This is a genomic window from Anaerotalea alkaliphila, assembly GCF_010179735.1.
In the GTDB taxonomy this organism is placed as follows: Bacteria; Bacillota; Clostridia; order Lachnospirales; family Vallitaleaceae; genus Anaerotalea; species Anaerotalea alkaliphila.
Window position 1 is genome coordinate 1 of record NZ_JAAEEH010000024.1, and the last position, 25,199, is coordinate 25,199.

31 protein-coding genes are annotated in these 25,199 nt (G+C 53.7%); 14 read left to right on the top strand and 17 right to left on the bottom strand.

The features are described 5' to 3' along the window. On the top strand, positions 1-182 hold a 182-nt coding region (locus GXN74_RS09190; protein ID WP_212505683.1), incomplete at its 5' end, for a transposase. Positions 183-341: 159 nt separating this feature from the next. On the opposite strand, the gene tyrS is transcribed toward GXN74_RS09190, so the two are convergent. Continuing rightward, positions 342-1,565 carry a tyrosine--tRNA ligase gene (gene tyrS, locus GXN74_RS09195; protein WP_212505754.1) on the bottom strand — a complete coding sequence of 408 codons (1,224 nt, stop codon included), beginning with the start codon at positions 1,563-1,565 and terminating at the stop codon, positions 342-344. 162 nt (positions 1,566-1,727) lie between these two features. Between tyrS and GXN74_RS09200 the strand changes: the two genes are divergently transcribed. The 11 genes from GXN74_RS09200 to rsfS all read left to right on the top strand — a co-directional run bounded on the left by GXN74_RS09200 (position 1,728) and on the right by rsfS (position 9,784). Further along, positions 1,728-3,581, top strand: coding sequence for a TIGR03960 family B12-binding radical SAM protein (locus GXN74_RS09200; RefSeq protein WP_162370640.1), 1,854 nt, complete (start codon positions 1,728-1,730; stop codon positions 3,579-3,581). Then, entirely contained in the window at positions 3,565-4,236 is a 672-nt protein-coding gene (locus tag GXN74_RS09205) for a TIGR03936 family radical SAM-associated protein (RefSeq protein ID WP_162370641.1), read from the top strand. The genes GXN74_RS09200 and GXN74_RS09205 overlap by 17 nt, the downstream gene beginning before the upstream one ends. Before the next feature lie 16 nt (positions 4,237-4,252). Beyond that, entirely contained in the window at positions 4,253-5,494 is a 1,242-nt protein-coding gene (locus tag GXN74_RS09210; protein ID WP_162370642.1) for a ribonuclease E/G, read from the top strand. Between the two features lie 95 nt (positions 5,495-5,589). Further along, the gene (gene rplU / locus GXN74_RS09215; protein WP_162370643.1) at positions 5,590-5,901 is read left to right on the top strand and encodes a 50S ribosomal protein L21; all 312 of its coding nucleotides are present in this window, start codon (positions 5,590-5,592) and stop codon (positions 5,899-5,901) included. A gap of 8 nt (positions 5,902-5,909) precedes the next feature. Next, positions 5,910-6,236, top strand: a complete 327-nt coding sequence (locus GXN74_RS09220) for a ribosomal-processing cysteine protease Prp (RefSeq protein ID WP_162370644.1) — start codon at positions 5,910-5,912, stop codon at positions 6,234-6,236. 4 nt (positions 6,237-6,240) lie between these two features. After that, positions 6,241-6,525, top strand: coding sequence for a 50S ribosomal protein L27 (rpmA, locus tag GXN74_RS09225; RefSeq protein ID WP_162370645.1), 285 nt, complete (start codon positions 6,241-6,243; stop codon positions 6,523-6,525). Between the two features lie 87 nt (positions 6,526-6,612). Next, complete coding sequence (gene obgE, locus GXN74_RS09230; RefSeq protein ID WP_162370691.1) at positions 6,613-7,890, top strand: GTPase ObgE; 1,278 nt, start codon at positions 6,613-6,615, stop codon at positions 7,888-7,890. 10 nt (positions 7,891-7,900) lie between these two features. Further along, a complete protein-coding gene (gene yhbY, locus GXN74_RS09235) occupies positions 7,901-8,191 on the top strand; it encodes a ribosome assembly RNA-binding protein YhbY (protein ID WP_162370646.1) in 291 nt (96 codons plus the stop codon). A gap of 14 nt (positions 8,192-8,205) precedes the next feature. Continuing rightward, positions 8,206-8,811: a nicotinate-nucleotide adenylyltransferase gene (gene nadD / locus GXN74_RS09240; protein WP_162370647.1), complete on the top strand. Its 606-nt coding sequence runs from the start codon at positions 8,206-8,208 to the stop codon at positions 8,809-8,811. 15 nt (positions 8,812-8,826) lie between these two features. Continuing rightward, entirely contained in the window at positions 8,827-9,465 is a 639-nt protein-coding gene (gene yqeK, locus GXN74_RS09245; protein ID WP_162370648.1) for a bis(5'-nucleosyl)-tetraphosphatase (symmetrical) YqeK, read from the top strand. Next, entirely contained in the window at positions 9,431-9,784 is a 354-nt protein-coding gene (gene rsfS / locus GXN74_RS09250) for a ribosome silencing factor (protein WP_162370649.1), read from the top strand. The genes yqeK and rsfS overlap by 35 nt, the downstream gene beginning before the upstream one ends. A gap of 105 nt (positions 9,785-9,889) precedes the next feature. Here the strand turns inward: rsfS and lexA are convergent, their stop codons facing one another. Continuing rightward, positions 9,890-10,510 (bottom strand): transcriptional repressor LexA, encoded by a 621-nt coding sequence (lexA, locus tag GXN74_RS09255; protein WP_162370650.1) that lies wholly within the window; start codon positions 10,508-10,510, stop codon positions 9,890-9,892. A 167-nt stretch (positions 10,511-10,677) separates the two neighbouring features. Here lexA and GXN74_RS09260 point away from each other — a divergent pair, with 167 nt between their 5' ends. Continuing rightward, positions 10,678-11,082, top strand: coding sequence for a LysM peptidoglycan-binding domain-containing protein (locus GXN74_RS09260; RefSeq protein WP_162370651.1), 405 nt, complete (start codon positions 10,678-10,680; stop codon positions 11,080-11,082). Between the two features lie 96 nt (positions 11,083-11,178). On the opposite strand, the gene GXN74_RS09265 is transcribed toward GXN74_RS09260, so the two are convergent. From GXN74_RS09265 to mnmL, 14 genes are all read right to left on the bottom strand, one after another. Beyond that, positions 11,179-12,243: a tyrosine-type recombinase/integrase gene (locus tag GXN74_RS09265; RefSeq protein ID WP_162370652.1), complete on the bottom strand. Its 1,065-nt coding sequence runs from the start codon at positions 12,241-12,243 to the stop codon at positions 11,179-11,181. A 151-nt stretch (positions 12,244-12,394) separates the two neighbouring features. Continuing rightward, on the bottom strand, positions 12,395-13,681 hold the full coding sequence (locus GXN74_RS09270) for a dihydroorotase (RefSeq protein ID WP_162370653.1): 1,287 nt from the start codon (positions 13,679-13,681) through the stop codon (positions 12,395-12,397). Beyond that, positions 13,674-14,615, bottom strand: a complete 942-nt coding sequence (locus GXN74_RS09275) for an aspartate carbamoyltransferase catalytic subunit (RefSeq protein WP_162370654.1) — start codon at positions 14,613-14,615, stop codon at positions 13,674-13,676. Before GXN74_RS09275 ends, GXN74_RS09270 begins: the two co-directional genes overlap by 8 nt. 136 nt (positions 14,616-14,751) lie before the next feature. Further along, on the bottom strand, positions 14,752-16,035 hold the full coding sequence (locus GXN74_RS09280) for a uracil-xanthine permease family protein (RefSeq protein ID WP_162370655.1): 1,284 nt from the start codon (positions 16,033-16,035) through the stop codon (positions 14,752-14,754). Positions 16,036-16,063: 28 nt separating this feature from the next. Then, positions 16,064-16,984 carry an RluA family pseudouridine synthase gene (locus tag GXN74_RS09285; RefSeq protein ID WP_162370656.1) on the bottom strand — a complete coding sequence of 307 codons (921 nt, stop codon included), beginning with the start codon at positions 16,982-16,984 and terminating at the stop codon, positions 16,064-16,066. Further along, entirely contained in the window at positions 16,974-17,465 is a 492-nt protein-coding gene (gene lspA, locus GXN74_RS09290; RefSeq protein ID WP_162370657.1) for a signal peptidase II, read from the bottom strand. The genes GXN74_RS09285 and lspA overlap by 11 nt, the downstream gene beginning before the upstream one ends. Before the next feature lie 4 nt (positions 17,466-17,469). Next, positions 17,470-18,564: a 3-dehydroquinate synthase gene (aroB, locus tag GXN74_RS09295; RefSeq protein ID WP_162370658.1), complete on the bottom strand. Its 1,095-nt coding sequence runs from the start codon at positions 18,562-18,564 to the stop codon at positions 17,470-17,472. A 135-nt stretch (positions 18,565-18,699) separates the two neighbouring features. Beyond that, positions 18,700-19,251, bottom strand: a complete 552-nt coding sequence (locus tag GXN74_RS09300) for a DivIVA domain-containing protein (protein ID WP_162370659.1) — start codon at positions 19,249-19,251, stop codon at positions 18,700-18,702. A 10-nt stretch (positions 19,252-19,261) separates the two neighbouring features. Then, entirely contained in the window at positions 19,262-20,020 is a 759-nt protein-coding gene (locus GXN74_RS09305; protein WP_162370660.1) for a YlmH family RNA-binding protein, read from the bottom strand. Beyond that, complete coding sequence (locus GXN74_RS09310) at positions 20,017-20,319, bottom strand: YggT family protein (protein ID WP_246208657.1); 303 nt, start codon at positions 20,317-20,319, stop codon at positions 20,017-20,019. Before GXN74_RS09310 ends, GXN74_RS09305 begins: the two co-directional genes overlap by 4 nt. A 3-nt stretch (positions 20,320-20,322) precedes the next feature. After that, positions 20,323-20,856, bottom strand: coding sequence for a cell division protein SepF (locus GXN74_RS09315; protein ID WP_162370661.1), 534 nt, complete (start codon positions 20,854-20,856; stop codon positions 20,323-20,325). A 25-nt stretch (positions 20,857-20,881) separates the two neighbouring features. Then, positions 20,882-21,568, bottom strand: coding sequence for a YggS family pyridoxal phosphate-dependent enzyme (locus GXN74_RS09320; protein ID WP_246208658.1), 687 nt, complete (start codon positions 21,566-21,568; stop codon positions 20,882-20,884). Between the two features lie 26 nt (positions 21,569-21,594). Then, positions 21,595-23,094: a biotin/lipoyl attachment domain-containing protein gene (locus GXN74_RS09325; protein WP_162370662.1), complete on the bottom strand. Its 1,500-nt coding sequence runs from the start codon at positions 23,092-23,094 to the stop codon at positions 21,595-21,597. Continuing rightward, positions 23,091-24,023 carry a tRNA modification radical SAM protein MnmL/YtqA gene (gene mnmL / locus GXN74_RS09330; RefSeq protein ID WP_162370663.1) on the bottom strand — a complete coding sequence of 311 codons (933 nt, stop codon included), beginning with the start codon at positions 24,021-24,023 and terminating at the stop codon, positions 23,091-23,093. The genes GXN74_RS09325 and mnmL overlap by 4 nt, the downstream gene beginning before the upstream one ends. A gap of 200 nt (positions 24,024-24,223) precedes the next feature. On the opposite strand from mnmL, the gene GXN74_RS09335 reads away from it, so the two are divergent. Further along, a complete protein-coding gene (locus tag GXN74_RS09335) occupies positions 24,224-24,637 on the top strand; it encodes a twitching motility protein PilT (protein WP_162370664.1) in 414 nt (137 codons plus the stop codon). 163 nt (positions 24,638-24,800) lie between these two features. Here GXN74_RS09335 and mgsA read toward each other — a convergent pair whose 3' ends face one another. Further along, positions 24,801-25,196, bottom strand: coding sequence for a methylglyoxal synthase (gene mgsA, locus GXN74_RS09340; RefSeq protein ID WP_162370665.1), 396 nt, complete (start codon positions 25,194-25,196; stop codon positions 24,801-24,803). Between the last annotated feature and the right edge of the window lie 3 nt (positions 25,197-25,199).

Below are 25,199 nucleotides of genomic sequence, written 5' to 3' on the forward strand. Positions count from 1 at the left end.
AGAGTGAACACTTCAAGGAAAAATCCAAGGAACGGTATAAAATCGAAGCAAAAAACAGCGAGCTCAAACACAGGCATGGCTATGATGTTGCATCATCGTCAGGTCTTTCAGGCATGGAAATGCAAGGCGCCGTCACCATATTCGCAGTCAATCTGAAGCGCATCATAAAATTGATGGAATAGAAAAAGCATCATAGGCAACAAACAGACATGAAAAACCCACCATGACCTGAAAACGTTTCAGGTCATGGTGGGTTTTTGTTTGGTTAAATTTGCGGCTACGAAAAACTATGATGTTTTTCAGTGGCCTCGCCGATGTCGGCTTGCTTTTTTCATGGGTTCCTAGGCTTCCAGCAGGACCCTGTGGAACACCTTCTTCCCCTTTTTGATCATGATTTCACCGGCGGCAAAATCTTCCATGGTGAGCACCTTGTCCACTTCCTGCACCTGGACCTCGTCGATCCGGATGCCTCCTTGCTGGATCAGCCGTCTTCCTTCTGAACGGGTGGGGGCAAGCTTCGTCTCCAGCAAGAGGGAAATGAGGTCGATTTTCCCGTCGGGCAGGGAGATGGTGGAGGTGGGCACGGATCCGGCCATGGGACCGCCACCGAACAGCGATTTGGATGCCTCCAGGGCTTTCCTGGCCTCCTCTTCCCCGTGGACGATTTTTGTGATTTCGAAGGCAAGCACTTCCTTGGCGTGGTTGATCTTGGCGTCCTCCAGGGCGGCAAGGTCGTTCACTTCTTCCATGGGAAGGAAGGTGAGCAGGGCCAGGCACTCTCCCACCTTCGCGTCCTCGATGTTCCTCCAGTATTGGAAGAACTCATAGGGGCTGGTCTTTGCGGAGTCCAGCCAGACGGCTCCATTCACCGTCTTGCCCATCTTCACACCCTCGCTGGTGGTCAGGAGCTTGAAGGTCATGCCGAAGGCGGGTTTGGCGTCCTTCCTGCGGATCAGTTCCACACCCCCCAGGATGTTGGACCATTGGTCGTTCCCGCCCAACTGCAGGGTGCAGCCATAGCGCCGGTTCAGCTCCAGGAAGTCGTAGGACTGGAGGATCATGTAGTTGAACTCCAAGAAGGTCAATCCCTTCTCCATCCGGGTCTTGTAGCAGTCGGCGGTCAGCATCCGGTTCACGGAAAAATGCGCCCCCACCTCCCGGAGGAAGGAGATGTAGTTCAGGTGCAGCAGCCAATCCGCATTGTTGACGATGACCGCCTTGTCGTCGGAAAAGTCGATGAATTTGGAAAGCTGTTGCCTGAAACGCTCCGCATTGTTTTGGATCTGCTCGACCGTAAGCATCTGGCGCATGTCGGCCTTGCCGGAAGGATCCCCGATCATTGTGGTGCCGCCGCCCAGGAGGGCAATCGGACGGTGTCCCGCCTGCTGCAGATGGGCCATGGCCATGACCGTCACGAAATGGCCTGCGGTCAGACTGTCGGCGGTGGCGTCGAATCCTATGTAAAACGTGACTTTTTCATCCCGGAACAAGGCTTGCACCTCGTCCTCGTGGGTCACCTGCTCGATAAAGCCCCGTTCCTTCAAAATGTCATAAGCGCTTTTCATGATGAACCTCCTCATTGGTTTTCTTGTCAGGACATTATTATATTTATATCATAAAAAAGAGGGCAGGGCAATGCTTTTCTTGACAGGTCAGGTCGGCTGCATTATCATGATAGGTACGGTCCGTGACGGACCATACCCGTTTGACCTTTGAAGGAGCATGCAATGCAGGAATTGAGATTGAGCGATGAGATTTTGATGCATCTGGAGAAACCGGCCAGATATATAGGAAACGAACCGAATATGGTGTGGAAGTCGCCGGAAGAGGTGGACGTCCGTCTCGCCGTCTGCTTTCCGGACGTCTACGAGATCGGGATGAGCCATCTGGGACTTTCCATCCTCTACAACCAGGTGAACAAGCGGACGGATGCCTCTTGCGAGCGCGTATTTTCCCCCTGGCCCGACCTGGACAAGGTCCTGCGGGAAAAGGACATCCCCTTGTTCGCTTTGGAGTCCCAGCAGGACGTTCGGTCCTTCGACCTCCTTGGCTTCACCGTCCAGTACGAGATGAGCTACACCAACATACTGCAGATCCTGGACCTGTCCAAAATCCCCCTGCTGGCTTCGGAAAGGACTCCGGAAGACCCCGTTGTCTGCGCCGGAGGTCCCTGCACCTACAATCCGGAACCCTTGGCCGATTTCGTGGACTTCTTCTACATCGGGGAGGCGGAGGTCGCCTTCGACCAGGTGCTGGACCTGTACAAGCAGAACAAGGAACGGGGTGGAAGCCGGGAGGACTATCTGGTTTCCCTTCTGGATGTGGAGGGGATCTATGTGCCGCGGTTCTATGATGTCGCCTACAAGGAGGACGGAACCATCGCCTCCTTCAGGCCCAACCATCCAAAGGCCAAATCCCGGATCCAGAAGCGGCTGGTGGTGGACCTGAAGGGACTGGACTTCCCCCTGGACCCCATCGTGCCCTACATAAAGCCCGTGCACGACAGGATGGTGCTGGAACTCTTCCGCGGGTGCTCCCGGGGCTGCCGTTTCTGCCAGGCAGGGATGGTCTACCGGCCCGTGCGGAACAAGCCGTTGGAGGATTTGGCAGCCCAGGCGGACGCGCTGGTGCGGAACACCGGGCACGACGAGATGTCCCTGGTGTCCCTCAGCTCCAGCGACTATCCCCAGCTGCAGCCGCTGGCGGAACATCTGGTGGACAGCTGCGGCCAGGAACATGTGAACCTGTCCCTGCCTTCCCTGCGGATCGACTCCATGTCCCTTTCCCTGATGGAGAAGGTGCAGGATGTGCGCAAAAGCAGCCTGACCTTCGCTCCGGAGGCCGGATCCCAGCGGATGCGGGATGTGATCAACAAGGGGCTGACGGAAGAGGACATCCTTGGGGGCGCCTCCGCAGCCTTCGCATCCGGCTGGAACCGGGTGAAGCTCTATTTCATGCTGGGCCTTCCCACGGAGCATATGGAGGATGTGGAGGCCATTGCGGACCTTTCCCAGAAGATTGTGGACTGCTACCACCATATCCCCAAAGAGCAGCGCAACGGTCCCGTCTCCGTTGTGGTGAGCACCTCCTTCTTCGTCCCGAAGCCGTTCACCCCCTTCCAGTGGTGCGCCCAGGACAGGAAGGAGGACTTCCTCTCCAAGCAACGGCTGCTGAACGGCAGGATCAACAAGAAGCGGATCAAGTACAACAGCCACGACGCCCAGACCAGCGTCTTGGAAGGCGTGTTGGCGCGTGGAGACAGACGGGTGGGGGCGCTCGTGCTGGCCGCTTACCGGAACGGTGCGGTCTTCGACGCCTGGACGGAGCACTTTTCCTATGGCTGCTGGGCGAAGGCTTTTGAGCAGACCGGCCTGGACCCGCTTTTCTACAGCGCAAGGGAGCGTTCCAGGGAGGAGATTCTGCCCTGGGAATTCATCGACATCGGCGTCACCAAAAAGTTCCTTTGGGAGGAATACGAACGGGCCGTCAACGCCCATACCACGCCCAACTGCATGGTGGACTGCGTCCATTGTGGCGCCGGGGTGTTCAAGGGAGGGATTTGCATTGAAAGCAAGGCTTAAATTCACCAAAACGGGTCCCATACGTTTCGTGGGGCACCTGGACTTCATGCGTACCCTGCAGAAGCTGTTCCGCAGGGCCGGAATTCCTGTGGCCTATTCGGAAGGGTTTAGCCCCCACCAGAACTTCTCCATTGCGGCCCCCCTTCCCGTGGGAACCACAAGCGAGGGGGATTATCTGGACATGCAGCTCACCCATGCGTTCGACAAAGGGGAATTGGCTTCCCTCCTGGCCAAGGCCAACCAGGCAGCCCCTCCGGGGGTCCGTTTCCTCACGGCCAGGATCCTGGAAGAAGGGGAAACGGCCGGAATGGCCGCCGTTGCGGCCTCCAGCTATGTGGTCGAACTGCAGGATTCCCTAGTGGATGCGGGAATCCTGCAGGCCTTCATGGACCAGGAACAGATTCTGGTCCTGAAGATCAACAAGAAGGGGAAGAGCAAGGAACAGGACCTGCGGCCGGGCATCCTCGCTTTCGACCTGGAGGACGGGAAACTCCACATGACCCTGGCCACGGGAAGCGTTTTCAACATCAAGCCGGAGACAGTCCTTTCCCTGCTGCTGGAATTCGCCGGAACCCCCGCCGGACAAGACGTCCACTACCGGGTGCATCGGACCGAACTCTACAGGCAGGCGGACGGAAAACTGGTTCCATTATAGAGGAAGGGGAAAGGCTATGGGAAACACGTGTTTTGTGGCCAAATCCACTTCGTTCCTCTGCTACGGATTGATGGACGAAAAGGACAAGCTTCTGGAAATCACCCTCGCCGACCTGGAGAAGCCCACCCTGGTGGGCAACATCTATCTTGGCAGGGTGGACAAGGTGGTGAAGGGGATTCAGGCGGTTTTTGTGGAATTGGAGGAAGGGGTCATGGGCTATCTGCCGCTGTCTCCCGGGCAGAAGTATTTCTACGGGGACGGCAAGGGGACGGACAGACCCCCGGTGCAGGGGGATGCCCTTCTGGTGCAGGTGGTTTCAGACCCCATCAAATCCAAGGCTCCCAAATTGACATCCGCCTATTCCCTGGCGGGACATTATTTCGTTCTGGATACGGAAAGGACCACCCTGGGGGTGTCCAACAAGCTGGAGGACCCGGAGGAGGTCCGGCGGCTCCGGACCTTGATGGCCGGAAAGGCGGAGACGGGGACCGGGCTGATCTGCAGGACCAATGCGGCTCAGGTACCCGCACCCGTTCTGGAGAAGGAACTTGAAGGTCTTTTTGAAAAGCACCACCGCATCATGGAAACCTACCGTTTCCGGAAATCCAGGACATTGCTCCATCGGCCGGAAAAGGCACATCTGGCTTATGTGAAGAACCTTCCCAGCCAGCAGGTGGACAAGTATCTGTACGATGACAAGGAGCTGCTGGTGGAGGCCCAGTTGTATTTCTCGGAGAACGCCCCCGACCGTCTGGAGAAATGCAGGCTTTTCCCGGAAAGGGGCGGCATCCTGGCAAGGCAGGAGAAGGACAGCATCTGGCGGCATTACGACCTGGGAGGCAAGCTGCGCAAGGCGTTGGCGGAAAAGGTATGGCTGAAGAGCGGGGCTTCCCTGGTGATCCAGCCTACGGAAGCCCTGACCGTCATCGATGTGAATACGGAAAAGTTCACAGGTGCGAAGAACCAGGAGGAAACCATCCGCCGGACCAATCTGGAGGCGGCGGAGGAGATCGCCCGGCAGATCCGATTGCGTAACATCTCCGGAATCATCGTTGTGGATTTCATCGACATGAAGATGGCCGCCCAAAAGAAAGAACTGATGGCCGCTCTGGAGTCCTTCTGCAAGACGGATCCGGTACAAACCCATGTGGTGGACATGACCGCGTTGGGTCTGGTGGAAATGACCAGGAAGAAGGTCAGCAAGAGCCTGCAGGCCCAGTTCAGGGATATTTTCCTTGACAAAGGCCTCCAACTATGATAATGTATCCTGGTGGTATACCGCACGCGCAGGTTCAAGCGGCCCAAAAGCCCACCGTAAGCGGCGAGTCTTAAAAACGAGGAGGTGCCAAAGATATGTACGCAATCATTGCAACAGGTGGAAAACAATACAGAGTTGCCGAAGGTGATGTCGTCAAAGTGGAGAAACTTGCCGCCGGCGCAGGAGACACCGTCACATTCGACCAAGTGCTCATGGTGAGCAAGGACGGCAGCGTGACTGTAGGAAGTCCCGTAGTTGAAAATGCAAGTGTTTCCGCAACTGTTTCCAAAGAAGGCAGAGGCAAGAAGATCACCATTTTCAAGTACAAAGCGAAAAAAGGTTATTCCAAAAAGCAAGGACACAGACAGTCCTACACAGAAGTCAAGATCGACAAGATCAACGCCTAGGAACGGCCATGATCCATGTTCGGTTCTTATACTGCAACAAGCAGCCCATGGGATTCTCCATGGACGGGCACGCCGGATTCGACGTGCACGGGAAGGATATCGTATGCGCAGCCGTTTCGGCACTGGCGCTGAACACGGTGAATTCCATTGAGGCCTTCACATCGGACAAGTTCCATGTGTCTGTCGACGAGGAGGAAGGTTCACTGCATTTCCGTCTGGAACACGCTCCCGGCAAAGAGGCCGCACTGCTGTTGAAGTCCCTTGAACTGGGTGTTCGAGGAATCCATGAAGATTACGGAAGAGAATACATACAAGTAAAAAAAGAGGAGGTGTAATACGATGTTGAGAATGAACCTTCAATTGTTCGCCCATAAAAAGGGTGTGGGATCCACCAGAAACGGAAGGGATTCCGAGTCGAAAAGACTTGGCGCAAAGAGAGCGGACGGTCAGTTCGTGACAGCTGGAAATATTCTTTATAGACAACGTGGAACCAAGATCCATCCTGGAACCAATGTGGGCAGAGGAAACGACGACACACTGTTCGCCCTGGTGGATGGCGTTGTACGCTTCGAAAGAAAAGGCAGAGACAAAAAACAGGTTTCTGTCCATCCTATCGCTCAATAAGGAATTTACGAAAGTTTCAAATGAGGGCTCTCATTTGAAACTTTTTTAAATTCATAGTATAATAACAGGAAGGATGTGATTGCAATGATATTTGTAGACCAAGCCAAAGTGATCCTCAAGGCCGGAAACGGTGGTGACGGATGTGTCAGCTTCCGGCGTTTGAAATATGTTCCCAATGGAGGCCCAGACGGCGGAGACGGCGGCAAGGGCGGGGATGTGGTGTTCGAAGTGGACCCCAACGCGAACACCCTTTATGCTTTCCGGCATCGCAGGAAATTCAAGGCCGGAAACGGCCAGTACGGCATGGGCAACCATTGCCATGGAAAGAACGGGGAAGACTTGATCATCAAGGTCCCCAAGGGGACCATCATCAAGGACGCGGCCACCGGCAAGGTGATTGTGGACCTGGCTTTCGACGACTCCAAGGAAATCGTCCTCCGGGGTGGACGGGGCGGCAAGGGAAACCAGCATTACGCGACCGCTACCATGCAGATTCCCAAGTACTCCCAGCCTGGCCAGGAAGGCAAGGAGCTGGAAGTCGTCCTTGAGCTCAAATCCATTGCGGATGTCGGACTGGTCGGATTTCCGAATGTCGGCAAGTCCACCTTCCTTTCCAGGGTCACGAACGCGCACCCGAAGATCGGCAATTATCCGTTCACGACACTGAACCCGAATCTGGGTGTGGTGGAACTGGACAATTTCGGATTTGTCATCGCAGACATCCCGGGATTGATCGAGGGAGCGTCCCAGGGGGTAGGATTGGGCCATGAGTTCCTGAAGCATGTGGAGCGCACAAAGGCCATCCTGCATATCGTCGACGCCTCCGGCATGGAAGGCCGGGATCCCCTGGAGGACATTGAAACCATCAACAAGGAGTTGGGGGCGTTCAACGAGACCTTGCTGGCAAAACCGCAGGTCATCGCGGCGAACAAAGTCGACCTGCTGTACGACAAGGATGTCCTTGAGAAGATCAAGGCAGTCTACGAGCCGAAGGGCATCCCGGTGTTCCCTATTTCCGGGGTTACCGGGGAAGGCATGCAGGAACTCCTCTATCACCTGAAGGACATGGTCATTTCCATGGGTACGGAAACCATCGTGTACGAGAAGGAAATCGACCTCTACGACATTCCCAAGGTGGAGGAGCCCATCCGTGTCTACCATGACGAGGAGGACGACGTGTATTGCATCGAGGGTTCCAAAGTGGAGCGCATGCTTGGATATACCAACCTGGAATCCGAAAAAGGCTTCGTTTTCTTCCAGAACTTCATGAAGGAGAACGGAATCCTGGAAGAGCTGGAGACCCTAGGCATAGAGGAAGGGGATACGGTCCGTCTGTATTACCTGGAGTTCGAATACATCAAATAAGGAGTGCGAGATGACAAGCAAACAACGTGCGTATTTACGGGGACTGGCCCAAAACATCGAATCCATCATCCAGATCGGCAAGGCCGGCGTGACCCCTGAATTGACCGAAGCGGTTTCGGAGGCCCTGGAGAAGAGGGAACTGGTCAAACTGACCGTACTGAAGAACTGCATGGAAGACGTGGACCAGGCCGGAGAAATCCTGGCCGGCAGGACCCGGTCCATCCTTGTGGCAACCATCGGCCGCAGGATTGTCCTTTACAGGCCATCCAAGGACAACCCGGTCATCACGCTTCCCAAATAAGAAGGAGGAAGCCCATGGGCAAACGCATCGCCTGGATGGGAGGGTCCTTCAACCCTGTCCACACGGGCCATCTGGTGGCCGCTTCCGAAGTGGCCGACTCGCGTTATTTCGACAGGGTCTGTTTTCTCCCCAGCGGCACCCCTGCCCACAAGCCGGACATCCAGATGGCGTCCGCCAAACACCGGCTGGGCATGCTGGAGGCTGCACTGCAGGAGGACGACCGGTTCCTGATTTCCACGGAGGAACTGTACCGGTCCGGAAACACCTATACTTTCGACACGATGACCGCCTTGGGGAAAAGGTTTCCCGAAGACCGGCATTTCCTTGTGGTTGGTTCGGATGCTTTCCTGGACCTTCAGAAATGGCACCGCTCTGAGGAACTGCTACAGATCTGCAATTTTGCCCTTGTCAACCGAAGCGGCTATTCCAGGGAAGCCATCGACCGGCAAAAGGCCTGGATCCTGGATAGGTTCCCCTGCCAGATCCAGGAGATCGAAATCCCCGATATGGAAATATCATCTTCGGACATCCGGAGGAGGGTCCGGGAGAGGCGCACCATCCGCTATCTGGTGCCTGAATCCGTAGCTGCATACATCAACAGGTATGATTTGTATCGGTGATCCGGGAGGTTTTGTATGACAAAATTTTTGGAACACCCCTTGGAGGTCAAGCAACGGCTTTCCATGCGGAAAACATTGAAAAGGGAGTTGGAGGAACGCCGGTACGAGCACACCCTCCGTGTGGAGGAGACCGCCGTCCAACTGGCCATGGCCCACAATGTGGACCCTTCCCACAGTGCGACGGCCGCATTGCTCCACGACTGCGCAAAGAACTACAAACAGGAAAAGATGGCAAGGCTCTGTGAGCGCTACCACATAGAATTGTCCATGGATGAACTGCTTAACAACGACCTGGTCCATGCGAAAGTGGGGGCAGTGGTGGCCAGGGAGAAATACCTGGTCTCCCATCCGGATGTGTTGAACGCCATCCGCTACCACACCACCGGAAGACCCCATATGACGCCTTTGGACAAGGTCATTTTCGTGGCCGATTACATCGAGCCTGGCAGAAAGCCCCATGGGCGGATGGAGGAAATCCGCAAACTGGCGTTCCATGACCTGAACACATCCCTGTTGATGATTCTGGAAGACAAGATCGGTTATCTGCTCACCAAAGAGAAGCAGATCGACCAGATCACCATCGAAACCTACAAGCACCTGAGTGGAAAGGAAATACACAATGAGTCAGAATTTGAGCACCTTAGAGAAGCTTAAAATCGCGTCGGACGCGATCAAGGACAAGAAGGGCGAGGACGTCCGCATTCTGGATATCCGCGGACTGAGTGTCCTTGCCGACTATTTCATCATCGCCCACGGCAACAACGTGAATCATGTCCAGGCGATGGTGGATGCCGTGGACGAAAAGCTGTCCAAAGCCGGCGTGGAGCCCAAGAACGTGGAGGGCGCAAAAAGCGGCGGATGGACGCTGATGGACTACACGGACTTCATCGTCCATGTGTTCGGAAAGCAGGAGCGCATGTTCTACGACCTCGAGAAGCTTTGGACCGACGGCAAAGAAGTCATCGACCTGTAGTTTCGTACCTGTCCTTAGGAAAGCAGCCCATAAGAAAAGCGCCGCCTCATTTATGTGAGGCGGCGCTTTTCTTATGGGCTGCATCACGCAACCACACAAGCCGGTTCAGGCGAATTGCCTGTAGAGGCCGATGACCTTGCCAAGAATCGCCACATCCTTGACGCGGATCGGTTCCATGGCAGCGTTCTGGGGCTGGAGCCGGATATGGTCCGCTTCCCGGAAGAAGGTCTTCACTGTCACCGAATCGTCGATGAGGGCAACAACGATGTCGTTGTCGGCGGCTACCTCCTGTTTCTCCACCACCAGCAGGTCCCCTTCGAACATGCCGGCATCCACCATGCTGTCCCCCTTGACCTGGACCATGAAGAGCTGTTTGTTGCTGTGCTTCACGTAATCCATGGACAAGGGGAAATAATCCTCGATGTTCTCCACGGCTAGCACCGGCTGCCCTGCGGCTACCCTGCCGACAATGGGGATGTTCACCATCTCCCTCTTGATGGGGACAAAACTGTCGTCCGTGATTTCAATCGCCCTTGGCTTGGTGGGGTCCCTGCGGATCACTCCCAATTGCTCCAACCGCTCCAGATGGGCATGGACAGTGGACGTGGATTTAAGTCCCACGGCGTCGCAAATCTCCCTGACCGCCGGCGGATATCCCTTGTTCCAAAGCTCTTCCTTTATGAATTCCAAGATCCTTCTCTGTCGGTCGTTCATTTCCTCTTTCATATGCGCACCTCTTGTCTGCATGGGATTTAAGCTTTTGTCTTGGTACCGATTATAGCACATGCCATAAGAAATATCAAACAAATGTTCTTTTTTGCCGCATCTTATTGACAACAAACACATGTTCGGATATAATGAATTAAACAAACACATGTTCGGAGGTGCAGACGATGATGCTGAATGAATCCAACCTGACTGTCCATCGAAACCGGCGATCCAAGAGAAGGTGCCGCCCCAGCCAAAGCTTCCCGTTCCCTGTCAAGTCCATCCCGTCCTTTGCCATGGGGCTGGCACTGCTTGTCCTGGCAATATTGTTCCTGTGGATGGAAGCCCCCAAAGTGCAGGGAGCCGAACAGATCCACAAAGCATACATCTCCCACACCGTAGAGAAGGGTGACACCCTTTGGGACCTGGCAGGGATCCATATGGACAAGGTCCACTACACCCGCTACAGCTACATGCGGGAGGTCTCCGCCATCAACGGCCTGGAGGGGGGGAAGATTTACGCTGGACAGACACTCACCCTTCCCATGCTGATGGAAGGGGAGGGGAAGAGGGAGGGGTTCCACCCTTGAAATTGCACCTGCAGGGCACGGAAGAAGCCCAGGGTTTACGTAATGCGCTTACGGTAAACCCTGGGCTTCTTCTTTTGATTTAAGTACCGGAGGCGGCTATTGTTCCCGCAAGCGGATGGAGCGGGCAGCCTGCCGGCGCCTTTCATCCTCAATCTGCGCATAATGCCTTTTTGTGGTGTTCACATCCTTGTGCCCCAGCACATCCGCCACAAGGTAGATGTCGCCGGTCTCCCGGTACAGGTTCGTTCCATAGGTGCTCCTGAGCTTGTGGGGGGAGATGCTCTTCAGGTGGGTGATGAGTCCGGCATATTTCTTGACCAGATTCTGTACGGAGCGCACACTGAGCCGCTTTCCCTGGAGGGAAATGAATAGGGCTTCCCCGTGGACGGTCTGAACGGGGACCTGCTTGCGTCCGTTTTCCAGATAGTTGCGCAAGGCCCATTCGACCTCTTCCCCGAAGTAGATGATCACTTCCGAACCGCCCTTGCGCAGGATCCGGATGCCGTTCACATTGAAATCCAAATCCCCCAAGTTCAAACCGACGCATTCGCTGACCCGAATGCCAGTTCCCAGGAGAAGGGTGACCAGGGCAAGGTCCCGGTCCCGGGTGATGGCGTGGAACTGCTTTTGCTTGTCCGTAAGGTTTTCACCGGATTCCACCTCGTCCAAAAGACGTGCGATTTCATCGACTTCCAGGCGGATGATGTTCTTTTCATGGATTTTCGGCATGTCGACCAGGAGCATGGGATTGGTCTTGAGTTTCCGTTTCTTGTAGAAATATTTGTAGAAACTCCTAAGGGTGGCCAATTTCCTGGATTTGCCGCGTTCGTGGTTGATGTGGGCGATTTCCTTGGAACCTTCCTTGACGTAGTACTTGAGGTATTCCAGATATTGTTCCACATGATCGGGAGCGACCCGGTCCAACAGGTCCAAAGTGATGTCCGTGGTCTGGATGCCCATGAAATCAGGATGGTACAGACGCAGGAATTCGAAAAAAACCCCCAGGTCATAGGCGTATGCGATCCTGGTCTTGGAGGACGTCGTAGGTTCGATCCCTCGGAAAAATTCATAACTGAAGGCAGGCAAAGCTTGTAGGAGCTCACGCAATTTCACGGCATTTTGTATGTTCTGTTGTTCATGGTAATTGTTGGTTCCAGCCATTGGAAATCCCTCCCGACCCTTATCTATTCATTAAAGTTGTGTTTTGCGCATAGTTTGCTTTTTGCGAAACCGGCCGTCCTACCGCACGGCCGGCCTTGCCTTTTGACCGCTTCCGCCTCCCTCCACCCTTTGCGTATGGTGAACGTCCGGTTCATACGTTCACTGCATGCTTCTTCCCGCCCACAATCGTATACCGGACCAAGCCCTGCAGCTTCATGCCGTCATAAGGGGAATATTTTGCCTTGGATTTGAATTTGGAAGCGTCCACGGTAAAGATTTCTTCCGGGTCGAAAATCATCAGGTCGGCATCCGCACCTTTGCTGATCCGGCCCTTGTTCAAGGTAAGGATTTTTGCGGGATTGAAGGCCATCTTCTCCACCAATTCCTCCAGCGTCAGGTGTCCTGCCTTCACCAGATAGGTATATGCCACCGGAAAGGCCGTCTCGAAGGAGGAGATGCCAGAGGAAGCCAGATCGAACTCCAGCTCTTTGGAGTCGATGGTATGCGGCTTGTGGTCCGAGCTGATGGCGTCTATGGTCCCATCCTTCAGTCCGCGGATGATCCCCTTCAGGTCCTCTTCTGTCCGCAGCGGCGGATTCACCTTCACCAATGTGTTGAAGTCATAGGCATACCGTTCGTCCAGGCTGAAATAATGGGGGGATGTCTCTGCAGAAATGCGCCCTCCCGCCTTCTTCGCATTCCGGATCAGTTGCACGCTGCGAGCTGTGGAAACGTGGGTTACATGGAGCCGTGCGCCGTAGGTTTCCGCCAGCAACACATTCCTGGACAGCATGGTCGTTTCGGCGCATTCGGGGTTTCCGATGATGCCCAGCTGGGTGGAGACATACCCCTCGTTCAGGCCGCTTCTGTTCGAGAGGGTCGTTTCCTCGCAGTGGACAATCAAGGGGATGTCGAACATGCTTCCATAGTGGAAAATGTTCTTCATCAGGGCGCTGTCCTGGACACTCCGGTCCCCGTCCGAGAGGCCTACGACCCCGGCAATCTGCATCTCCCCTATCTCCGCCATTTCCTTGTTCTCGCAGTTCTTCGTGTAGGCGCCGTAGGGAAACACATGGACCGGGCACTCCTGTTTGGCCTTGCTGTTCATGTACTCCACCACCGCCTTGTTGTCTATGACCGGCACCGTGCGCGGATAATAGGTCAGGGTCGTGAACCCCCCTGCAATGGCGCTGTTCCCTGCGGTTTCCAGCGTTTCCTTGTAGTCGTAGCCGGGATCGCAGAGGTCGCAATGCAAGTCCACCAGCCCCGGGACCACGATGCACCCGGTGGCGTCAATCACATCGCAATTCTCCTCCTCGATGTTCAGGTCGATCTGGACGATCTTGTCGTTGGAAATCAGGATGTCCATGTTGAAGATCGTCTTGTCGTGTGTGACGATGGTCCCGTTCTTGACCAGCAGCGTGTTTGTGTTACTCATTCAGATTCACCCCCAACCCTTTCTTTCCCAAAAGGTGGAACAGGGCCATGCGCACGGCCACCCCATTCACCTGCTGCTTGTTGATGATGGAACTCCTGCCGTCGATGACCTCTGAGGAGATTTCTATCCCCCTGTTGATGGGCCCGGGGTGCATGACGATCACATCCTCCTTTGCATAGTGCAGGCGGTTCACGTCCAGCTTGAAGAGCTTCTTGTATTCGTTCATGGATGGCAACAGGTTGGCTTCCTGCCGCTCGCTCTGTATCTTGAGCGTCATGATCACATCCGCATCGATGATGGCCTCCGTGGCCGAGGTGTAGATGTCGACGCCGGAAAGCTCGATCTTGCTGGGCAGCAGGGTCGCCGGCGCCGCTATGGCCACACGCGCCCCCAATTTCGTCAGTGCCCAGATGTTGCTTTTTGCGACCCGGTTGTGCATGATGTCCCCGATGATGACCACCTTCAGGTCCTTGAAGGTCCCTTTGAATTCCAGGATGGTCAGCAGGTCGATGAGGGACTGGCTGGGATTCTCGTTGCGCCCGTCCCCCGCGTTGATGACGGAAGCCTCTACGTATTTGGACAAATAGTGGGCGCTTCCCGCAACGGGGTGCCGGATTACTATGAAGTCCGCTCCCATCTGGTCCACATAGGTGCCTATTTCCTTCAGGGATTCCCCCTTCTGGTACTGCCGGTAGGTGGACATGTTGATTACCTTGGCACTCAGGCTCTGCGCGGCCAGTTCATAGGACAGCTTGCTCCTGCTGCTCTCTTCCGCGAACAATGTAGCCACAGTTTTCCCCTTCAAATGGGGAGCCACATTCGATCGGCTTGCCAGAAGCACGTATTTCATCTTCTGGGCGGTATTTAGGATATAATGGATTTCCTGCGCCGACAATGACTTCACATCCAAAAAATGTTTCCGATTGAAAATCACTTTTCTACACCTCTTTGTCTTTTAGTGGAAGCGTCCATGGGTTATGCCTAGATTATAACACACCACAAGATGCAATCCAAGGGAAATGGCTGCCCCTCCCTTACTCCAGGTAGGCGGCAGCCATTGTGGGCTTTGCTTAGATTTCTTGGGGAAGGACAATGTTCAACACAACCCCGAACAAGGCAGCCAGTGCGAGGCCGGAAATGGTGACGCCGGTTGCTCCCAGGGGGAGTTCCGAAACGCCGATCCCCAACACTAGGATGATGGCGCTGATGATCAGGTTCCGGCTGTGGGAGAAATCCAAAGCGGCATTGATGAGTATGCGCATGCCAACGCTGGCGATCATGCCGAACAGCATGATGCTGATTCCCCCCATGACCGGTGTGGGGATGCTCCGGATGGCGGCTGCGAATTTGCCGACGAAGCTCAGCAGGATGGCGATGACGGCGGCAATCCGGATGATTTTGGGGTCATACACCTTTGTGACTGCCAGAACACCGGTGTTTTCACTGTAGGTCGTATTCGCTGGAGCGCCAATCAGCCCCGCAAACACCGTTGCCACGCCATCCCCCAGCATGGTTCGGTGTACACCCGGATTTTCCAGGAAATTCTTCCCTACGACGGCTCCGTTGGTTGTGATGTCCCCGATATGCTCGATGAAGACGACCAAAGCGATTGGTGCGATGGCGATGACACCGCTTAGGGTGAATGTCGGCAGGGTGCCGAGCTGGCTCAGCACCTGGGGGTCGAATGCGGTGAACATGCTGGCTTCCTGTATGGATGTAGTGTCCAGCAGGCCGAACGGGACCGAAACAAGATAGCCTACCCCTACAGCAATGAGGATCGGGACCATTTTGAAGAAACCGTGGGCGAATATGGACACCACGATCATCGTCAAGAGAACGATGGAGGAAACAGCCACATACGACAGGTCGAACACCCCATTGTTTAAGAAAGCGCTATTGATGGCGATGGGCGACAACCGCAGGCCGATGACCACGATGATGGGCCCCGTGATGATGGGCGGAAAGAATTTCTTGATCGTTTCCACCCCCAGGAAGTAGATGAGACCGGCAATCAGGATGTATACGAAACCGGCCGCAATGATCCCTCCCTTGACGACAGCCAAGGTGTCCAGGTAATTCACCCAGTTCCCAGGTCCGCGCAGGACGCTGTTGTCGAAACCTTGGGGATTCAGTGTCAATGCGATGGCACCGATGAAGGCGAAGCTGGAACCCAGAAAGACGGGCACGATCATTTTGGAACAGAGGTGGAACAACAAGGTTCCGACTCCAGCCGAAAAAAGGGCGATTGCCGGATCCAATCCGGTCAAAAAGGGAACCAATACCGTCGCGCCGAACATTGCCAGAACGTGCTGGAATCCAAGGACGAGTTTTTTGCCTGCAGTGATATTCTCCATAGCTGCCTCCTGTTGTTTGGTCGTGTGTTTAACGGATGTGCCGGAGCTTCTCCAACAATTCCTTGAAATATTGGGGCAATTCCGAGGTGAATTCCATGTATTCCCCCGTAATGGGGTGTTTGAATCCAATGGTCCTGGCGTGCAACGCCTGTCCCTTTAGGCGGAACTGTTCCCGCTTGGGACCATATACGGGATCTCCCAGAATGGGATGGTTGCGGCTTGCCATATGCACCCGGATCTGATGTGTCCTCCCTGTTTCAAGACGGCACTCCACATGGGTGAACCGGCGGAAATGCTCCAGTACCCGGTAATGGGTGACGGCGGGCTTTCCGTTCTTTTCATTGATGCACATCATTTTCCGATGTACGGGATGCCGTCCGATAGGGCCTTCGATGGTACCCTCCTCTTCCGCGATTTCGTTGTGCACGATGGCTTCGTATCTGCGCACAATGGTGTGCTCCTTCAACTGGCGTGCGATGGACAGATGGGCCCTGTCCGTCTTGCATACGATCAGGAGTCCGGAAGTGTCCTTGTCAATCCGATGCACGATGCCCGGTCTGGCGACACCGTTTATGCCGGAAAGCTCCTTCTTGCAATGATGGAGGATTCCGTTGACCAGGGTCCCTTCCGCATGTCCTGGCGCGGGATGGACCACCATGCCCTGGGGCTTGTTCACGACCAGAAGCTCCTTGTCCTCATAGACGATGTCCAGATCCAAATCGGACGCGGTGATTTCCAGAGGCTCCAGGGGGGGGATTTCCACCCGGATATGCTCCCCTGTGCAAACCTTGTGGTTTGCCTTTACGACTTTCCCCTCCACAAGCACTTTACCCTCCTTGATCAGATTCTGCAGATAGGTCCGCGTCTGTTCGGGAAACTGCTGGGAAAGATATTTGTCTATTCTCACAGGCTCGGAAAGCTCCACCTGCAGATTCCATTCATTTTCCATTTTCCTCCTCTTTTTTACCTGTGGCCGCATCCAAATCCTGATGCTTGAACAGCAGCAGGTACACCAGCAGGGCGGAAGCACAGGTGATGTACATGTCCGCCACATTCCAAACGGGAAAATCGATGAGTTGGAAGTAGAACATGTCGATCACATATTGGTGCAGGAGACGGTCCACCAGGTTGCCCATGGCACCTGCAACGATCAGGAGAAGGCATGCCCGCAGGGTTCCATATTCGCTTCTTTGGGGAATGCTTCTATAGTAGCGGACCAAAACCCACAAAATCACCAACGTAGCCGTTGCCAGCAGTACCAGCTGGTCGTGGAAGATGCCGAAAGCGGCTCCCCGGTTTTCAACATAGGTGAGCTGGAAAACGCCATCCCATAGGACAACCGGCGGATTCCCTTTCAGAAACGCCACCGTCAGATATTTGGTCAGCTGGTCGAAAGCCACCAACAATAAAACCGTTAGAAATGCAAGCATGAGGTTACCTTTCCCTTTCCATGACCTGGTCCAACGCCTCCAGGATCTGCGCCTTTGTCAGGGTACCCTTGGATAGGTAGCTGTCGCCGATCCTGCGGCAAAGGGCGAATGTCAGGGTATTCCCCATGGTTTTCTTGTCGTGGAACAGTTCCTCATAGACGGACTCGGCGGACAGGTCCGGCACAGCAAGGGGAAGGCCGTAGGCTTCCAGAAGCCTGACCAACCGCTCCGCTTCCGCGGGCGGGAATCCCCCCTCGGCAGCAGAGAGCCGGGCGGCCGCCACCATGCCGATGGAAACGCATTCCCCATGCAGCATCCTGAAATCCATCAGCCGCTCGATGGCATGTCCGGCCGTATGCCCGAAATTAAGTAGGGCACGGTTCCCCTTCTCCGTTTCATCTTCTGAAACCACTTGGCTTTTGATTTCACAGGAACGGAGGATCATCGACGTGAGAACCTCATGGTCAAGCGCCTGGACCCTTTCCCTCTCCAGCTCCAGAAAATCGAAGTAGGCCGCATCCTTTATCATGGCATGCTTGATGATTTCCGCCATACCAGAAGTGAATTCACCCCTTGGGAGCGTCTTGAGGGTTGCAGTGTTGATGTACACCAGTTCCGGCTGATGGAATGCGCCGATGATGTTCTTGTATCCATTGAAATCGATGCCCGTCTTTCCACCGATGCTGCTGTCCACCTGGGAGAGCAAGGTTGTGGGAATCTGGATGTACGCAATGCCGCGCATATAGGTTGCCGCCGCATAACCTGCCATGTCTCCGGCGACACCTCCCCCCAGTGCGACTATCAGGGATTTTCGGTCCGCACCATTTTCAATCAGTGCCTGGTAGATTGCCTCCATCGTGGACAGGTTCTTGTTCTTTTCACCATGGGGAAATGTGACGCCGTGCACGGGCTTTCCGAACCCAGCCAGCGCGTCCAGGATTTCCCTCTGGTAAAGCGGTGTCACGTTGTCATCGCTCACCACATGGTAGCTGCTGAAATCCTTGTCCAGTCCTCGAATGGCTGGAACGAGATCCAGGAAGTCCTGGTCCACAAGGATTTCATAGTGCTTGCTCTTTGTTTCAACATCCAATCTTTGCATATGTCCACCTGCCTGTTCTGTTTGCACAGGAAGAATGCCATCACTGGACAACCTGGGGTCCGTGGTGGCATTCTTCCCGTATCCTCTATGCTGTCAACGTTCAAACCGGTCGGCATGAACGCATCCTGCCTGTTCCTAATCGTCCAGATTTTCCAACGGTTCTTCCAGGTTCCAGGATAAGGTGTCCATGTCGGTAGGCAGAGGCTCGTCGTTCGGTTTCTCCTCTGCTTGAATCCCTGTCAGGAAACTGTCGTTCTGAATCATTTCCATTTGGATCTTCAAAAATTGTTGGATTTGGATTTTGGAAACTTCATAGTTCTTTTTCAGCCCATCCACCATCTGCTGCAGTTGCAAAACCTCCGCCTTCGCATCTGCGACGATTTTACGGGCATTGGCTTCGGCTTCTTTTTCCATGAGCTCCGCTTTGGTTCGTGCGCTCTGTTTTGTCTCCTCCGCCATCTTTTCAGCCATGATCAGCGTATTCTGCAGGGTCTCCTCCAATGTCTTGTAATACTGGATTCCCTCGTTCAAGATATTGACCTTGTCGCGCATCTCGATATTTTCCTTGTATGCCTTTTCATAGGAGTTCAGAATTTCCCGCATGAATTTACGGACCTCGGAGACATTATATCCTCCCACCGCTGCTTTTGAGAATTGCTTTGATTCGATGTCCAAAGGTGTAAGCATATGATTCCTCCTATATGTATTTGTGGATTTCTATGAAAATCCTGTTTTTCTTCGTTTCACAGCCGACTGTCTGCAGCTTGCATTTCCCCTTGCCTCTTGCTGAAATCAGGTCCCCTTCCTTCACGGGGGAGGATGGCTGCAATTTTTCCTCCCCATTTACATGGACCCTTCCCTTCGAGACAAGTTCAGCAGCATCCTTTCGTCCCATGCCGAAGGCCAATTTGACCACGCTGTCCAACCGCAGGGAAGCCACCGTGTTCCGGATGGAAACGAACGCCGGGCGTAGGTTCCCCAAAACCGTAGTATCCTCCATCTTCTCCGCGCGCACTGGGGTGTTCCCCACTGCATGCAGCTGGTCCAACACATAGGAGGCCATGGTGTCCAAAACGAACACATGGGCCGTGTCGCCATGGACCAGCAGATCCCCCATGCAGGAACGCTTGATTCCAAGGCCCATCAGACTTCCCAGGTAATCCCTGTGCCCGGGATGTCCACCCTCTTGGGTGTCGGCCTTGATCCTGATGCAGGCGAACGGTTTCTCCACCTGGTTGGGATCCATGAATTCCGGATAGAAGATCAGCATCTTGCGCTCGCTTTCCTTCCTGCCACCGTCGAACATATGTTTCACCGGGGGGAAGGACTTCCTGGACATTTCGAAAAGGGTCTGCTCATGCAGGTCCAAAAATTCCGAATGGGTTGCGTAAGCCCTTTCATGACATTGATGTGCCTTGTCCAGCAGCTTCTTCACCAGCAGATCGTCTTCGGTCATACCGTCCCCAGTCCCAGCAACATCCTGCTGATGAAATTCGCCAGCATGCTGATCAGCAGAAAGGCAACCATCGGTGAAAAATCCAGCAGCATCCCCCCGTTGCGCCCCCCAAAAATAGACCGCTTGATGAGGTGGCGGATCGGAACGAATATGGGTTCTGAAATGGAATAGATGAAGTCGATCAGCTTGTTGCTGGGGCTGACCGGCAGCCAGGATACGATGACACGCGCCAGGACGATGAGCTGCAGTGCGTTCAAGAAGTAGAGCAGGAATGTGCCTGCATACAGCATGCCTACCATGGCCTATTCACTCTTCCAGGGCAGGATGATTCCGTTGGACTTCAGCTCTTCCCGGAAATCCCCTGCAATGTCGATGTTCTCCGGTGCGATGATGAAAATGTTGTTGGTCACACGCTGCAGGTTCCCGTTCAATGTATAGACCGCCCCACTGACAAAATCCATGATCCTCTGCGCAATCGCTTTGTCCATGGCTTCCAGATTGATGATCACGGGCCGCTGGCTCTTGATATGGTCGCAAATTTCCTGCGCCTCGTCATAGGTGTCCGGCTGCAGGACAACAACCTCCATCTGCACATTGGCCTGAAAGTTGACGACCTTGGTTCCACCCGACTTCCTGCCCCCGGCATAGGTCTTGAAACCGCTCTTGGCTTCAGACCCCTGGTTCCCTACGGGTGGTGCCTGCTGCTGGGGAGCGTTTACAGGCTGGGGCTGTCCAGTGAACGAGTTGAAATCATCTTCATACCCGTTTGTTTCCTCATCCGAATACTCATCATTCAATTTCATGAAATCCATCATTTTGTCGAATAGTTTGGCCATACAATCACCTCATCAATTTTTGTGCTTATTTGTAGAATCTTTCTCCAAACAGTGCGGTTCCGATGCGTACCATGGTGGCGCCTTCTTCAATGGCCACGACATAGTCGTTGCTCATGCCCATAGACAGTGCATGCATATTCACATTATCAATGTTTTTGTTTTTAATGTCAATATAAAGTTCTTTCAGCCTTCTGAAAACAGGCCTGTTCTCTTCGGGGTCGAACACGAAAGGGGCTACCGTCATCAAGCCCTCCACCCGCACATGGGGCAGCAAAGCGATTTCCCTGACCAAGCCTTCGCACTCCTCCAGGGCAACCCCATACTTGCTGTCTTCCTGGGCTACGTTCACTTGGACCAGAACAGGAAGCACCCTTCCGGCCTTGCCCGCGGCATGGTCTATGGCTTGGGCAAGTTTCAGGGAATCCACAGAATGGATCAAGGAGACCTTGTCGATGATGTATTTTATCTTGTTCGTCTGCAGGTGGCCGATCATATGCCAATGGGCTTCACCGGAAAAAAGGGGGGACTTGTCACGTATCTCCTGGACCTTGTTCTCCCCAAAATCCCGTATGCCCGCATCCCACGCTTCTTGCAGCCTCTCCACCGGGAGCGTCTTGGTCACTGCGATCAGGAGGACTGTGGAAGGCGGTCTGTTTGCCCTGGCACAAGCCTCCTCGATGTCTTGTCTTATCCGCTGCAGATTTTTTTCCATAATTCTACCCTTCCTCGCTTTCGCGTTCATTCCAGGATAACCTGGAATTCCTTATAGGCGGAAGCGTCACTTGCAATCTTGTCGTAGATGCGAACACCATAGGATGTTGTTTCGTCCACAATCCGGTAACCGCTTTCCTTGTAGATGGTTTCAATCCTCTTGAAATCCGCAAAACCCTTGTTCAATACGAAAACACCTTCCACAACTTCGGGTGACAACAGGGTATGGAAAAGCTTCGTTTGGGAAGCGCCTGTGGGATCGGTGTAGGTGATGGTGTCGCCTGGACGGAGCACATCCCCTTCATTGATGGGGGCCACAAACGTGCTGTTGTCCCTTCGGTAATACACCTTTATCGGGATTTGCCTCAGTGTCACATTCCCCACAGCCTCCGGGTCGGTCACTTGCATCTCAATCTGCTGGCTTGCCCGGTCAGTGAATACCGCGGTTCGGGGCACAGGAAATACCTGCATTTCCTTCACTGCAGCGTTCGGAATCTTGATTCCCGTGTAGGAATTGTAGATAAGCTTAAAAGGAACCCTCCGCTCCATCAGGAAATCATTCATCTGCCGGTCCAATTTGAAAATCACATAATTGTACTCCTCTTCCTGGTACAAAGAATCCACTTCTGCGATGATCTTGTCGTTCTTCTGGGTGAAGTGCATGGTGACAAAACGCCGGTCTTGAAGATAGGCGGCCCCTTCCTGGGAAATGCGGGCCGCCACATACCAATGTCCGTTGTCGACAATCTTGAACAGGACCGAATCCTTTTGGGCCACCTGGCGCTCTTCCCTGCTGATGGATGTCGGCTGACGAACCAAATCGGAAGGCTTGAAACTCTCCCGGGTAACATCCTCCATACCATCCACAGCATAGGAAACCACACCGCTTTTCGGGGCTTGGTAATAGGTGCCGTTGTTGCGCATGCGTTCCTCATACATCTTTAGGGTATCCAACACACTTTGGAACGCCGCCGGGTCAGCTACCACCACCATGCTGGAGATGTCCTGGACCGCCTTGTCGATGGAATTGACCGCCGCGTAGAGATGTTCAAACGGATTGTCCTCGCTGTTGATTACGTAATTGCGTATTTGCGCCTGCAGATACTGGTAGTTGGTGTCAGAAATTTCCGCACTGTTTGTTATTTTGCTTTTGTTTTCCCGCACGCTTTTTTCCAGCAACGCCTGGAGCTGTCCGTCCTGGTCCACTGCGCAAACCAGGCTTCCCTTCTTCACCTTTTCTCCTTCCGGGACATAATATTGGAGGGCTCCCTCCTGCTGGCTCGCGACCAGAACCTCGTTTCGGATGATCATTCCGGTGAACATTTCCTCTTGCAGGATGGATCCAGGCTCGGCCAAGGAATGGTTTGACTTCTCCGCCTGGCTGGCTTGAAATCCCAGGAATGTCAAGTAGGAGAAAATCAGGAAATAGACGAATCCGCCAAGGTAGATGTGGTTGTTCGCCTCCTTTTTTGCCTGATGCAGCTGATGGCTTTGGATGTATTTGTTGGATTTGCTTTTACTTCTCATAAAGATGCCTCCTGGTCAACCAAGGCCTTCCCTTGTCTTGATCCCCTCTCCACCATCATGGCCTCGATGGAATCCTTGATTTTCCACCAACTGGTGTTCCAGTTGCAGAACAGGGAGTCCCCTTCGGGCGCTCTGCCCAACAGGCGTTGGACCACAATATCGGGGTTTAGATGTTCCAGGAACAGGATGACCCGCTCCTTGTATTCTTCCATGCTGCATATTTCCAATTCATTTCGTTCATACAGGTCCGCAAACACAGTCCCCTTGGCGACGTACAGGGAATGCAGCTTCACCTGCTCCATTCCGAGGCGGTTCATCAGCGCCGCAGAAGCCAAAACATCCTCCCTCGTGTCTCCCGGGAGATTCAGGATCAAATGGGTGCATACGGAAAACCCATAGGAATGGATCAATTCAACCGCCCGGACGAAATCCTCCACCGTGTGTCCGCGGTTGACCGCTTCCAAGGTCTTCCCATTGGCGGTCTGCAGGCCTAGCTCAAGGCTTATATCCACAGCAAATTCCTTGCTGCAGGACTGCAGGATGTCCAAATGGGTGCGCAATACGCAATCCGGTCGGGTGGATACCGCAATTTCCACTATGTCTTCCTGGCACGCATCACGGATCACCTGTGCGAAGGTCTCCAGCGGCAGATAGGTATTGGTGTAGTTTTGGAAATATGCGATGAACTTTGTGGCCTTGTATTTCTTCTTGATTTTTTCCTTGTTACGCTCCAACTGCTCTTTTACACCCAGTTCCTTGCCGTCCCCTTCAAAGCTTGTTCCCAAGGGACTGCAGAAATGACAGCCGCCGGTCCCCAATGTGCCATCCCGGTTGGGGCAGGTGGTCCTGATGTCCACGGGCAGCTTGTACACCTTGCCTTTGTATTTTCCAAGAAGATAATCGCTGTATGTGCTATATACCGAATCCATCGCATCCCCCCATCAATGTCTGATTATTCACTGCTTCGTGCTGTTTATTCATCCTAATCGCCTCCTGGCGCAAGTTTTGCAAAATTTTTATTTATTTAGAAGGAAACCCGCAAAAACCATCGAATATAAGGTATAATAAGCAGGAATCATGCTTTCACATTCTCAACCATGAACACTCAGAAAACAAGGAGGAGATTCATATGATAAGGATTGTTGCAGGCAGTACAGGTGAGGGAAAAACCAAAAGTCTGATTGATTTGGCCAACGAGACGGTGAAAGGCACAAAAGGACATGTGGTTTACATCGACGGCGACAACAGCCATATGTTGGCCTTGCACCACGAAATCCGATACATCAACATTTCAGAGTATCCTATCGACAATTACAATGCGTTCTTTGGTTTCATGTGTGGCGTCCTCTCCGAAGACAGTGACATAACGGAGATTTTTGTTGACGGACTTTTGAAAATGGCCCATGTGAGCCAGATTGAAAGTTCCGATGAACTGATCGAAAAATTGAAGGCTGTGACCGACCGGTTCAATGTGCGCCTCATTGCCAGCATCAATTGCGAAAACAAGGATTTGCCGGATTTCCTCAAGGAATATGCGATATAAACCTTAAAATATACGGGAAAGCAGACGGTTCCTCCATTTGCCGACTTGACAAGAACGCATGCCTCGCATGCATTCAGGCTACAGCAGAAAGTTTGGTCCCAAGCTGTCTTGGACGAATTTTCCTGCTGTAAATTAAAAAGGCTGTCCCAAGGACAGTCCTTTTTTAATGGACAATGTTCCTCCACTCCAAGTCTCCCCTGTCCAAAGCCTTGACAAGCAGTTCTGCCGTTGCAAGGTTGGTGGCCACAGGTATGTTGTGGATGTCGCAAAGCCGTACGATGGAGGAAAGGTCGGGTTCATGCTGTTGTTTCGACACCGGATCCCGCAAGAAAACGACCATATCGATCTGATTGTGGGCAATCTGGGAACCCAGCTGCTGTTCTCCTCCCAAGTGACCCGCCAAGTATTTATGGATGTTCAGATTGGTCACCTCTTCTATCAACCTACCCGTGGTTCCCGTAGCGTACAGCGTGTGCTTGCTCAAGATGTTCCGGTAGGCAATGCAGAAGTTCTGCATCAATTTCTTCTTTTTGTCATGTGCAACAAGTCCGATGTTCATGGA

Coding starts and splice junctions, on each gene's coding strand:
- tyrS (WP_212505754.1), bottom strand. CDS start 1,565: ATGAAAAGCGCTTATGACATTTTGAAGGAACGGGGCTTTATCGAGCAG.
- GXN74_RS09200 (WP_162370640.1), top strand. CDS start 1,728: ATGCAGGAATTGAGATTGAGCGATGAGATTTTGATGCATCTGGAGAAA.
- GXN74_RS09210 (WP_162370642.1), top strand. CDS start 4,253: ATGGGAAACACGTGTTTTGTGGCCAAATCCACTTCGTTCCTCTGCTAC.
- rplU (WP_162370643.1), top strand. CDS start 5,590: ATGTACGCAATCATTGCAACAGGTGGAAAACAATACAGAGTTGCCGAA.
- GXN74_RS09220 (WP_162370644.1), top strand. CDS start 5,910: ATGATCCATGTTCGGTTCTTATACTGCAACAAGCAGCCCATGGGATTC.
- rpmA (WP_162370645.1), top strand. CDS start 6,241: ATGTTGAGAATGAACCTTCAATTGTTCGCCCATAAAAAGGGTGTGGGA.
- yhbY (WP_162370646.1), top strand. CDS start 7,901: ATGACAAGCAAACAACGTGCGTATTTACGGGGACTGGCCCAAAACATC.
- nadD (WP_162370647.1), top strand. CDS start 8,206: ATGGGCAAACGCATCGCCTGGATGGGAGGGTCCTTCAACCCTGTCCAC.
- yqeK (WP_162370648.1), top strand. CDS start 8,827: ATGACAAAATTTTTGGAACACCCCTTGGAGGTCAAGCAACGGCTTTCC.
- rsfS (WP_162370649.1), top strand. CDS start 9,431: ATGAGTCAGAATTTGAGCACCTTAGAGAAGCTTAAAATCGCGTCGGAC.
- lexA (WP_162370650.1), bottom strand. CDS start 10,510: ATGAAAGAGGAAATGAACGACCGACAGAGAAGGATCTTGGAATTCATA.
- GXN74_RS09260 (WP_162370651.1), top strand. CDS start 10,678: ATGATGCTGAATGAATCCAACCTGACTGTCCATCGAAACCGGCGATCC.
- GXN74_RS09265 (WP_162370652.1), bottom strand. CDS start 12,243: ATGGCTGGAACCAACAATTACCATGAACAACAGAACATACAAAATGCC.
- GXN74_RS09270 (WP_162370653.1), bottom strand. CDS start 13,681: ATGAGTAACACAAACACGCTGCTGGTCAAGAACGGGACCATCGTCACA.
- GXN74_RS09280 (WP_162370655.1), bottom strand. CDS start 16,035: ATGGAGAATATCACTGCAGGCAAAAAACTCGTCCTTGGATTCCAGCAC.
- GXN74_RS09285 (WP_162370656.1), bottom strand. CDS start 16,984: ATGGAAAATGAATGGAATCTGCAGGTGGAGCTTTCCGAGCCTGTGAGA.
- lspA (WP_162370657.1), bottom strand. CDS start 17,465: ATGCTTGCATTTCTAACGGTTTTATTGTTGGTGGCTTTCGACCAGCTG.
- aroB (WP_162370658.1), bottom strand. CDS start 18,564: ATGCAAAGATTGGATGTTGAAACAAAGAGCAAGCACTATGAAATCCTT.
- GXN74_RS09300 (WP_162370659.1), bottom strand. CDS start 19,251: ATGCTTACACCTTTGGACATCGAATCAAAGCAATTCTCAAAAGCAGCG.
- GXN74_RS09305 (WP_162370660.1), bottom strand. CDS start 20,020: ATGACCGAAGACGATCTGCTGGTGAAGAAGCTGCTGGACAAGGCACAT.
- GXN74_RS09310 (WP_246208657.1), bottom strand. CDS start 20,319: ATGGTAGGCATGCTGTATGCAGGCACATTCCTGCTCTACTTCTTGAAC.
- GXN74_RS09315 (WP_162370661.1), bottom strand. CDS start 20,856: ATGGCCAAACTATTCGACAAAATGATGGATTTCATGAAATTGAATGAT.
- GXN74_RS09320 (WP_246208658.1), bottom strand. CDS start 21,568: ATGGAAAAAAATCTGCAGCGGATAAGACAAGACATCGAGGAGGCTTGT.
- GXN74_RS09325 (WP_162370662.1), bottom strand. CDS start 23,094: ATGAGAAGTAAAAGCAAATCCAACAAATACATCCAAAGCCATCAGCTG.
- mnmL (WP_162370663.1), bottom strand. CDS start 24,023: ATGGATTCGGTATATAGCACATACAGCGATTATCTTCTTGGAAAATAC.
- GXN74_RS09335 (WP_162370664.1), top strand. CDS start 24,224: ATGATAAGGATTGTTGCAGGCAGTACAGGTGAGGGAAAAACCAAAAGT.
- mgsA (WP_162370665.1), bottom strand. CDS start 25,196: ATGAACATCGGACTTGTTGCACATGACAAAAAGAAGAAATTGATGCAG.